The following is a 9,724-nucleotide window of genomic DNA, read 5'->3' as shown; positions in this document are numbered from 1 at the left end:
GCGGGATGGAGCAGTAGGTAGCTCGTCGGGCTCATAACCCGAAGGTCATCGGTTCGAGTCCGGTTCCCGCTACTAAGCAAGTGTTTTCGGTAAACACTCTAAAAATATACCGCGGGATGGAGCAGTAGGTAGCTCGTCGGGCTCATAACCCGAAGGTCATCGGTTCGAGTCCGGTTCCCGCTACTAAACGAAAGAGAAGCAATATGTATTGCTTCTCTTTTTTATTTATTATCTGGTCATTGCGAACAAAGTGAAGCAATCTCAGGTCGGAATAATGCGAAGACACAAATTTTTATAACCGAATTTACATTTTGGGCAAGACTCAAAGATTTTATCTTCGGTAAAATAAATAGGGAAAAGGGGTATATGGTAGGTACTACTGGTTTTTCCACAGCTTATATGCCTCTTTCATACAATGTCCACATGGACGATAGTCATTTTCTAAAGCTTCTTTCTCATCTGTGAAGAAAACTCTGTTGTCCATTTTCATTCTCTTTCCTGAGCGGCAGCTGAGCAATCCGTAGATTTTCAGTTTTTTATTTCCTCCAAAACGAATTTCTCTGTGGTGGATTTTACTTCTAAGACTTTCGGTTGTGATCTGAGAATGCTGAATCATAATTCAATTGTTTAATAATTAGGTGGTTGCATCATGGAAGATAATTCCTAATGCATAACGGTTTCCTTCTCTCACTTCACTTACTCCATGTTTCATATTGACTCTGTAGTATCCCTTAGTTCCTTTTTCCGGCTTAAATTGAGTTGTAAAAATCAATACATCTCCTTTTTTAGGTTTTAAAACAATAGCCTTTGACTGTGCTCTCGGAATCTGTTGGGTAAGCACAAACTCTCCGCCTGTAAAATCTTTATCAGGTTCACTGAGCATTAATACAATTTGAATAGGAAAGTATACATCTCCATATAAATCCTGATGAAGCGTATTAAAACCGCCTTTTCCATATTTCAAAATTAAAACCGTAGCTTTTTGTTGGTTGTTAAGATGACACAGGTCCAGGAACTCCTGATGATCTAAAGGAAATTGAGTGTCAATATGTAAAGCTTTAAACCACGTATTGGAAATAGAAGCCAGATAAGAATACATCGTTGTTCGTATGGTTTGAATGATTTCAGGTAATGGATAGGTAAAATATTTATATTCCCCCAAACCAAAACGATGTCTGGCCATGACGACTGTTTTACGATAAAGAGAAGAATGATCATAATTTGATTTCAATAGTTCACATTCTTCCTCAGACAGCAGATCAGGAATGATGGCATATCCGTTTTGATGCATTGCTTCTGTAAGTTCTTGCCAGTCTGTATTTTTGATTGTATGAACAATATTTTTCATTGGTTTGATTTTATTCTGCAAAAATCCATCGTTGTTCAGAACAATACAATCCGAAACGTGCGGTATTCATTGTGTGATTTAATAAAGATCAGAGTAAGTCTGTCTGGACTATAGTTTTAATATGATTCTGGATGATATCACTGGTCCTGTTTAAGGCTATTTTTGCCCTGTTAATAAAAATAGATATAACGATGAATTACATGATTAAAAAGGCAAGTCTTGAGGATCTTGATGAAACGGCTGAATTGTTCAATCTTTACCGTATTTTTTACAGACAGGAATCGGATCTTGAAAAAGGGAAAGCTTTTCTTAAAGAACGGTTTTTAAACAGTGAATCTGATATTTTCCTTGCAGTAGCAGACGGAAAAGCTGTGGGATTCGTACAGCTTTATAAATTGTTTCATTATACCAAATTACAAAAACAATGGCTGTTAAGTGATTTATTTGTACATCCTGATTATAGAGGGAAGGGACTTTCTGTGGCGTTAATTGACCGCAGTAAGCAATGGTGTGAAGAAACAGGAGCGTGTGGACTGATGCTTGAAACCGAAAAAACAAATGATATAGGAAACACGCTGTATCCACGCTGCGGGTTTGAATATGACGGACTGCATAATTACTACCACTGGTGGAAATAGAATAAAGCGAATAAAACGTAATTGTAGAGCACCTTTTTTTGAGGTGCTTTACTTCTATAATGAGAAGTAGTATTAGTTCTACAGTTTTGAACATTTAATTCTACAGGTATTTTCAGCCAGCAGAAGGCTATAGTCCTATTTTTGTAAAGCTCTTACAGATCATGGGTAGGACAGTTGATCTGTAGAGTGTATGCAAAAAAATCTCTGCCTAATTTTCTACTTTTTCCCCAAGGGTTTTATGATTAGTACCACAAAACTGCTTTTTCCGGCGGAGATTTTTTGCTTTTGAATAAAAAAAGAGAACCACAATTGCGGTTCTCTTTTTTTATTTTTAAATATGATTTAGATATTATTGTGCCAGCTGAGCGTAAGGAGTAAGCTTGTTGTCATCAGACATTGTCTGTCCTAAAAAGTCTCTTTTCTGATCCGCTTTCATTCTTCCCGCAGCATCGTTTGCATTGAAGTAAGCTTCACTTAGCTTTGTAGCAATATCAGCAGGTTTGAATTCAAACTTTGTATCTCCTTCAACTCCCAGATAACCGTTCTTTCTTGTAAGGTTGGTAATATAATTGTTGTAATTGATCATTGTACCTCTCAACATATTGTTGTGGTATTCCATACATTTCTTAGCTTTTTTAGAAGAATTGTTCAGGATACAGTTTTTCATATTGTTTCTGTATAAAAACCATTCAGATTCTAAAATACCATATTCTCTACCCAAAGCAATCTTTCCGTTATTCACAATATTATTATCTCCTTCTTTTGTAGAGATCGTTTGAAGATGCTGAATAACCAATGGAACGGTGGCTTCGATTTTTGATTTTGTATCTTTTAATATACTAAGATCGGCAGCAGGAGAACCCTTCTTTTGTGCTGTAGTAACATTGAAAATAAGCAGTAATAGTACAATCAATAAATTATATCTTTTCATGAGAAATTTTTAAAGCACTAAAATAAATATAATTTCCCGGTTAAAACAAATACATTTTAATATTTATTTAATAAAATTTAACAATTCTATAATGTATATGAATCATTGTTGTAAAAATGACGTCTTCAGGGTCTTTATTGACATGATTTTTGTAATTTAAATTTTTAATGCAATTCAATTTGTGCATTTGAATGGTCATTCACTATCAAAATATTTTTATGTGCATGGATAAAAAAAACACTACTCATAATGATGGTAGTGTTTTGTAAAGATTATTTATTTGAAATAATGAGTGATTTTATCACTTTCAGGAACTACTTTAGAGTCAAAATGTTCCAGTAATTTTCCTTCCGGGCTGATCAGAAACTTATTGAAATTCCAACTTATGGTGGCGTCCATTACTCCGTTTTGAGATTTGTGAGTCAGATAATCGAATACAGGAGTGATTTTTGAACCTTTTACATCCACTGAAGTAGTAAGTGGGAAAGTTACTCCATAATTCTTTTCACAGAAAGATTTGATATCAACATTGTCATGAAACTCCTGATCTGCAAAATTATCAGAAGGGAAACCTACGACAACCAGTTTATCACCATAATCCTTGTAAAGTTGCTCCAATCCTTTGTACTGAGGAGTGTATCCACACTTGGATGCTGTGTTTACAATAAGAATGTATTTTCCTTTGTATTCAGAAAAGTCAATTTTTCCGCCGTCGATGGATTCAATCTTAAAATCATAAATTGATTTTGCAGGTTTTGTACCTCTGGAATCATCCGATTTAATAAATGATGAAAGGCTTATAATCCCTATAAGCACCATTCCGATAAAAAGTATTTTTTTCATTGAGAAAAGATTTTAATATTAATGTATATGTTATATTATTTATTTAATGGTAAAAGCATTTGATCTGCAGTCCCTATCTTACCTTCTTCATCTTTAAAGATTTTTCCTTCATTTTCTATTTTTTTCAGCACTCTGCTTACCACTTCCCGTGAAGTTCCCAGGCTTCCTGATATTTCTCTGTGTTTGATTTTTACAGGTTGATTTCCTGCCAAAATCACTTTTCGCTTAATATAATTCAGAACGCGTGTGTCCAGATGATGAAACATCGCTTCATTAATCATATCCATCACTGCTGAAAATCTTCTTTCATATTCATGAAAAAATATTGTATTAATGGCAGGAAACGCTACCAGCCACTTACTCATCACTGCCAGAGGAACAAGAAGAACTTCAGAGTCCTCTTCCGTAGTGGCATAGACCTTACTGATATTATTATTAAAAATTGACGAAAAGGTCATCAGACAGTTCTCTTCATCACTGATATAATAATAGACAAGTTCACGGCCATCATTCAGAGAATACACTTTAATAGCTCCTTTTATTAAAAACAAAACATATTTGACGCGGTCTCCTTCCCGGATAATTTCCTGTCTGGCTTCTATTTTGTCGTAGATTCCATGAGTTGTAAGCTCTTCCAGAAAGTCCTCACCAAGAAAACCAAATTTACGGCGAATAAATCCGTCTGCAATAGTATTTTTTTGATCCATTTTATTTATTCTTTATTTTGAGCAGTAGTTGAGTTTGGTTGTTTATTGTTGTGCAAAAACTATTTCTGATCGGGCAAAATATTAGCTTTCTCCAATGATAGTCAGAGATTAAATTATTTTATATACTGCTTTTAGTTAATTGTTTTATCGCTCTTCCAGCCACTGAAGAAAACGGGAGGCTTTATCTTTGGTGACCAATGGCTTTTCCGGGGTGGCAATTTTCAGACTGACAAGAAGTTTTCGTGAGAAATAATGCTCCACTTCAACAATAGCTGTAAAGTTGATCAGATATTGCCTGTTGATTCTGAAGAACTGAGCCCCTGAAACCAGCTGCCCGATCTCATCCAATGACTGTGGAACTGAATATTCTTTCTGATCGAAAGTCACCAGTACAGTACTTCCAAACTGGCTGTAAAAGCAGGCAATTTTGTCAACAGGGATATTATTGTATTTATTATTGGAAAAGACCAGAAAATTGGTTTTTCCTCTTCCTGTTGTCAGATTATTCAGAATATCTTCCAGTTTCCGGTCGGGAGAAGGAGCGTGCTGAAAGAAGTTTTTAAGATTATTAATCTTTTCAAAAGCGGACTGAATATCTTTTTTCTCAAAAGGTTTCAAGATATAATCCACTCCGTTACTTTTAAAAGCTTCTATCGCATATTCATCAAAGGCCGTACAGAAAATGACAGGCACTTTTATCCTGACCTGGCTGAATATCTCAAAACAGTTTCCGTCCGCCAGCTGAATATCCATAAATATAATGTCCGGAGTTTCAGTGCCAGAAAGATATTCAACAGCCATAGCAACACTTTCAATGTACTGTACTATGGTAGCTTCCGGCTGTACTGCAACGATCATCCGTCCCAATGCCTTTGCGGTTTTTATCTCATCTTCTATTACTAAAACTTTCATCTACTATAGGTAATTTGACGGTGAATGTAAGATCATTATGCAATATGGTAAGTTCCTTTTCAGCAAAATGCTTGTAACGTTCTCTGATATTTTCAATTCCTATTCCTGCTGATTCCTGTGGTATATTCTTCGGCTGGAAATTATTTTCAATAATAATATATTCGTTATCACTGTATAATTTTATGATTAACGGATTGGCCAGTGACACGATATTATGTTTGATACAGTTTTCACACAAAAGCTGCAGCGTAAATGGAGGAATGTAAGAATTTAAGATCTCTTCAGGAATATCTATTTTAAACTCTATACCATCTTCAAATCTCGATGTCAGAAGAAAAACGTAGGCATCCAGGATTGTAAGTTCCTTTTTTAAGGGAATAAGATCCATTTTTCTGTTGTCTAAAGTGAAGCGATAGAAATCTGCCAACCTCACCACAAAATCCCCGGAACTTTCATCTTTTATGTCAATCATAGATTTCAGCGTATTGAGACTGTTGAATAAAAAATGAGGATTAATCTGCTGCTTCAGCAATTCATATTGGGCATTGAGATTATCCGTTCTGATTTGTTCAAGTTCAAATTTAATCTGCTGAGAATTATAAGTCTGATACAAAAGATACAGGAACATATAAATCGTAAGATTGATCAATACTCCCCGGAATTCGTACATCAGTACCATGGTATTAAATCCATACTTGGGAAATATAATATGATGAATGAGCACTATGGCTGCCATGACAACTACTCCGATGGATAAGCTGATCACCAGTTTTTTATTGAAAAATCTTGTAGATATATTCTGAATAGAAAACTTCGGCAGACTGTAGATATTAAAATACCATACAAACAAGGAGAATAAAAAGGAGATGGAAAAATCTATTGTCAGCTCTCCCAATGTTATATGCATACGGAGTATTTTGGGTACTGAAGCCAGAATCCCCATAAAAAGAGCGCTGAAGAGAATGATTCTCGGATCAATCCTGAATACCTTTCTTCCGTTGGTATTTATATATTTTGCATAGATCATAAATAAAAATCAGGCAGTTAAGCAGTCACAAAGATACAAAAGCTAAATAACGGCACGGCAGCACGTCCGTTATTTAGCACTGAGATTTCTATAAAAACACAAAACTAGGGCATAGCTGCTGCCATATTTTTCACAGGTACAGGCCAAACACCGCCCGGAGTAGGAAATGAAACGCCTTTATTAGAACCCATTACCATATTATCCTGTCCAAAACGGTAAAGAGGCCATCCTTTATACGTAAGCTGTTTTCTTCCGAATACTGTAATAGATCCGAAAAGCGTTTTATCAAGCCCGGAAGGAACTACAATTTTATCTGTTTCATAAATGGGCCAAACGCCATTATTCGAAAAATCAGAGGTGGTAAAATTGTTTTTATTTTGTTTGTCATTCTTAAAGGTGTACAGCGTTACTCCTTTAGCATCTGTAAAATACAGCGTTTTTCCTGTACCTTCCGTATACGTTGAAGTATAGTTTTTTCCGTCATGTCCTACAAGCTGTGCATTGGTAAGCATAATGGTGTAATCAGGTTTTGCAACAAACCATACACCTCCTACGTTTTCTCCACCGGTTTTCCCTGCATCTTCTTTTACATTGGTTCCATTCACCAATGGCGCATAGTAATAAAGAGGTCTTCCCTTATAGGTTACCTGCTTTTTCCCTGAACCTGTTGTTATTGTCGTAAAATCTGAAAGTTCCAATCCGGAAACTAGTTTTTCGGCAGAAAGGTTGTCTACATTGAAGATAGGCCATACCGGTTCGCATCCTCCGGTACAATTGTTGGTGGCAGTAGCATCATTGGCAAAATAATAAAGAGTATGCCCTTCTTTATCAGTCAGGACACTTCCAAGACTGGCATCATTCCTCAATTGTACTTCTTTAACAGCAGGATCAGACGATTCATCCTGATTATCCTTTGAGCAGGCAACAGAAGTGAGAAGCAGTAACGCTGCAGAAACACATCCTGTAACCAGGCTTGAACTGAATGTAAATTTTTCCATTTTTTTAATAGTTTTTAATGAATATTATTTTTTATATGTGATTTTAAAATCCTGTGTTAAGGCATTATTGAAGGTTTCATATTTAGAATTGTAGAAACTCTGTTTGTCCCATCTGCCTTCACTTTCCTAAGTTCTTTCCCTTCATATTTTTGATATAGAATTTCTGAGTTTTCGGAGAAAGGCAGTTTACTTTTGATGACTTCTACAGACAGAAGATTATTGGGGATTTTGGCTCCGTACCAATACGGATCATCCTTCTGCGACCAGGTAACCAATGCCAGTATTCTTTCTTTTCCATTGACTTTTCCAGGATTATCTTTCAAATCATCAATTGCTGAATCGGTTCCGTAAAGCGTCATCATCGTCTGTTTTTTATGATTGATCGAAGAGGTTACGACCTTTAAGTTCATGGCATTAAAATCAAAGCTTTCAGGAAGGGATGCATTTTGATTCACGGGTTCGTATTCTTTTTTGGAATTGCAGCTCACAACGAATACGCACATTATTAAATAAACAGTCAGATTCTTCATAGCTTAATGGGTAAGAGGAGAGGTAAATACAAAATCATTGTCTTTCATAGGGCGGTGGCAGCTGATGCACTCGTTGGCGAAATCTGCTGTCTTTCCATAGGGTTCAAGTTTGGGAGATAGAAATCTTGCCCATCCCCATCCTTTTGTAGAGGCGAATTTTTTGGAATCCTTAATCATATATTCCACCTGTTTAAAGGCTCCGGTAGTAACATTCCCATCACTGTCTATAATCTGATCCCATGCTACTTTCGCGAATATGGTTCCGTCCGGCCATGGATTTGTTTTATGTTCTTTTGCCGCTTTTACAGCAATATCATTTCCGAATATGATACGCATCGTACCATTATCAAACCTTTCTGTAGAACTTATCGGTTTCCAGTTTTTATAATCAGGAATATAGCTGATCCCATTCAGTGCAGTAGGGAATGATGGTTTAGATGCGTTAGTATGCATTTTACTGACTTGCTGAAGCTGTTTGTTATAAGTAGAAACCTTTGCAGTGTCAGGTTTTTGCTTGGGAGCAAGAGAAGTCACATAGTTTTTCAGGATGCGGATATCATTTTCAGAAAGTTTTGCTTCGGGATGAAGTAATTCGTAACTTTTTAGAGGCATTGCTTTCAGATTAATCTGGTTAAAAGCTTCCCAAAGTTTGGCATTTTGTGCAGGAGGAGCCAGCTTATCCCATTCAGAAAAATTGAGTCCTTCTTTTCCTTTTTTAATATGATCTGCCACCAGCCAGTAAGCAGGTGCAATCTGATCAAACCACTTCAAGTCTGTCTGATTAGAATGACAATCGAAACACGAACGCTGCAGGATCGCTCTTACATCACTGGGCACATGAATTTCACCTGTTATAGGCTTTTGTACAATTTCAGGTCTGTAAAACTGAATTCCAATAAAGACAACTAGTACTATTACCAGGATATTTTTTGTTTTTAATTTTTTCAAAAAACGATTCATATCTCTTTGTTTTTATTCAAATTTCAGAACTTTTTGAGGTATGTTTTTCTGAAAATCTGATCAATCGGACAAATTTTACTTTGAATCTGACATTTGTGATTATGAATTTTTTTAACCTTTATTTTTTGATCTGTACTTATCCTTGTCAAGGTTTTAAACCTTGACAAGGATTGCTACTAAAAGAGTTGTAAATCTTTGAGCAACTGGACCTGTTTAGTGTAAAAAAGTAATACTATCGAACGATTTTCTGTAAAATAAACAGTAAATATTTCCATCCATTAAAAATTTAATAAATTTTAACTATTTTTATTGTGCTGATTTTCAATTGGTTATTATTTAAAATGTTTTATCACTAAAAAAATAGTTGTTTGATTCATTTTTATTTCTACATTTGTATAACTAATTTATTAGTGATATAGAATAAGATGATTGTATATCACTTTAATTGATAAATGAACGGAATATGAAAATTCAGACTCTAACAAAAGCAGAAGAACAGGTAATGCAGTATTTATGGAAATTAGAAAAAGGCTTCCTGAAGGATGTGCTTGATCTTTTCCCGGAGCCAAAACCACACACTAATACTGTTTCTACCATTTTAAAAGTATTGAAGGATAAAGAATTTGTAGACTATCATGTATACGGAAGACAGCATGAGTACTTTCCGCTGGTTTCAAAAGAACAGTACTCCGGGAAAACTATGAAGAGCCTTGTGAAAAACTATTTTAAAGGTTCTTACAAAAGTGCCGTTTCATTTTTAGTTGAAAAAAATGAAATGACAGTAGAAGATCTTGAAATGTTATTAGATGAACTTAAAAAGAAAGACTAAT

The 9,724-nt window shown here is 35.4% G+C and carries 12 protein-coding genes and 2 tRNA genes; 4 read left to right on the top strand and 10 right to left on the bottom strand.

The window, feature by feature from the left end; genetic code table 11:
• Positions 1–72, top strand: a tRNA-Met gene (locus ACMA47_RS14600).
• Between the two features lie 38 nt (positions 73–110).
• Positions 111–183, top strand: a tRNA-Met gene (locus ACMA47_RS14595).
• Positions 184–376: 193 nt separating this feature from the next.
• Here ACMA47_RS14595 and ACMA47_RS14590 read toward each other — a convergent pair.
• The gene (locus ACMA47_RS14590) at positions 377–616 is read right to left on the bottom strand and encodes an Ada metal-binding domain-containing protein (RefSeq protein ID WP_413930346.1); all 240 of its coding nucleotides are present in this window, start codon (positions 614–616) and stop codon (positions 377–379) included.
• Positions 617–634: 18 nt separating this feature from the next.
• The gene (locus ACMA47_RS14585) at positions 635–1,348 is read right to left on the bottom strand and encodes a 2OG-Fe(II) oxygenase (protein ID WP_413930345.1); all 714 of its coding nucleotides are present in this window, start codon (positions 1,346–1,348) and stop codon (positions 635–637) included.
• Between the two features lie 191 nt (positions 1,349–1,539).
• Here ACMA47_RS14585 and ACMA47_RS14580 point away from each other — a divergent pair, with 191 nt between their 5' ends.
• On the top strand, positions 1,540–1,986 hold the full coding sequence (locus ACMA47_RS14580; RefSeq protein WP_413930344.1) for a GNAT family N-acetyltransferase: 447 nt from the start codon (positions 1,540–1,542) through the stop codon (positions 1,984–1,986).
• A 349-nt stretch (positions 1,987–2,335) separates the two neighbouring features.
• On the opposite strand, the gene ACMA47_RS14575 is transcribed toward ACMA47_RS14580, so the two are convergent.
• The 8 genes from ACMA47_RS14575 to ACMA47_RS14540 all read right to left on the bottom strand — a co-directional run bounded on the left by ACMA47_RS14575 (position 2,336) and on the right by ACMA47_RS14540 (position 8,894).
• Positions 2,336–2,917 carry a hypothetical protein gene (locus ACMA47_RS14575; protein WP_034695632.1) on the bottom strand — a complete coding sequence of 194 codons (582 nt, stop codon included), beginning with the start codon at positions 2,915–2,917 and terminating at the stop codon, positions 2,336–2,338.
• 276 nt (positions 2,918–3,193) lie between these two features.
• A complete protein-coding gene (locus ACMA47_RS14570; protein ID WP_034695630.1) occupies positions 3,194–3,760 on the bottom strand; it encodes a glutathione peroxidase in 567 nt (188 codons plus the stop codon).
• 35 nt (positions 3,761–3,795) lie between these two features.
• A complete protein-coding gene (locus ACMA47_RS14565; protein WP_413930343.1) occupies positions 3,796–4,467 on the bottom strand; it encodes a Crp/Fnr family transcriptional regulator in 672 nt (223 codons plus the stop codon).
• A gap of 144 nt (positions 4,468–4,611) precedes the next feature.
• Entirely contained in the window at positions 4,612–5,379 is a 768-nt protein-coding gene (locus tag ACMA47_RS14560; protein ID WP_413930342.1) for a LytR/AlgR family response regulator transcription factor, read from the bottom strand.
• Positions 5,354–6,406 carry a sensor histidine kinase gene (locus tag ACMA47_RS14555; protein WP_413930341.1) on the bottom strand — a complete coding sequence of 351 codons (1,053 nt, stop codon included), beginning with the start codon at positions 6,404–6,406 and terminating at the stop codon, positions 5,354–5,356. Before ACMA47_RS14555 ends, ACMA47_RS14560 begins: the two co-directional genes overlap by 26 nt.
• 104 nt (positions 6,407–6,510) lie before the next feature.
• The gene (locus tag ACMA47_RS14550) at positions 6,511–7,404 is read right to left on the bottom strand and encodes a hypothetical protein (protein WP_413930340.1); all 894 of its coding nucleotides are present in this window, start codon (positions 7,402–7,404) and stop codon (positions 6,511–6,513) included.
• Between the two features lie 56 nt (positions 7,405–7,460).
• Positions 7,461–7,934 (bottom strand): hypothetical protein, encoded by a 474-nt coding sequence (locus ACMA47_RS14545; RefSeq protein WP_413930339.1) that lies wholly within the window; start codon positions 7,932–7,934, stop codon positions 7,461–7,463.
• A gap of 3 nt (positions 7,935–7,937) precedes the next feature.
• Positions 7,938–8,894 (bottom strand): heme-binding domain-containing protein, encoded by a 957-nt coding sequence (locus tag ACMA47_RS14540; RefSeq protein ID WP_413930338.1) that lies wholly within the window; start codon positions 8,892–8,894, stop codon positions 7,938–7,940.
• Positions 8,895–9,357: 463 nt separating this feature from the next.
• Here ACMA47_RS14540 and ACMA47_RS14535 point away from each other — a divergent pair, with 463 nt between their 5' ends.
• Positions 9,358–9,723 (top strand): BlaI/MecI/CopY family transcriptional regulator, encoded by a 366-nt coding sequence (locus tag ACMA47_RS14535; protein ID WP_034695620.1) that lies wholly within the window; start codon positions 9,358–9,360, stop codon positions 9,721–9,723.
• Position 9,724: the final 1 nt, after the last annotated feature.

It is taken from the genome of Chryseobacterium sp. T20 (assembly GCF_047345655.1).
Taxonomy (GTDB): Bacteria; Bacteroidota; Bacteroidia; order Flavobacteriales; family Weeksellaceae; genus Chryseobacterium.
Note: the sequence above shows the minus strand (reverse complement) of the source record. Positions and strands in the feature narration are given on the sequence as shown.